General features: G+C 64.7%; 1 pseudogene. It reads right to left on the bottom strand.

From position 1 onward, the window contains the following. Positions 1-255 (bottom strand): annotated as a pseudogene (locus AB3X94_RS42205) (IS5/IS1182 family transposase); the annotation flags it as partial.

Below are 255 nucleotides of genomic sequence, written 5' to 3'. Positions count from 1 at the left end.
AGGACGTAAAAACGCCGCAGCTTTCTGAGGATCATGCGCAGGTTGTGGCCGGCACCACATAGCACTGCGTTGATCGCATCCCCGAGCGCGCCCTTGAGCCAGTTCCGGTCGAGTTTGCCGTCGGCCTCCATATGACCGATCGCTGGTTCAATCGCGCTGCGCCGCCGGATCATGGCGCGCAACGTGCGCGTGATGCCGCGTCGCAGGCCGGGATGGTAGACCTTCCCCCCGTCTGGCTCAGCGCCCCGGTAACCA

Origin of the sequence: Paraburkholderia sp. BR10923, assembly GCF_040948765.1 — a bacterium.
Lineage (GTDB): Bacteria > Pseudomonadota > Gammaproteobacteria > Burkholderiales > Burkholderiaceae > Paraburkholderia > Paraburkholderia youngii.
Note: the sequence above shows the minus strand (reverse complement) of the source record. Positions and strands in the feature narration are given on the sequence as shown.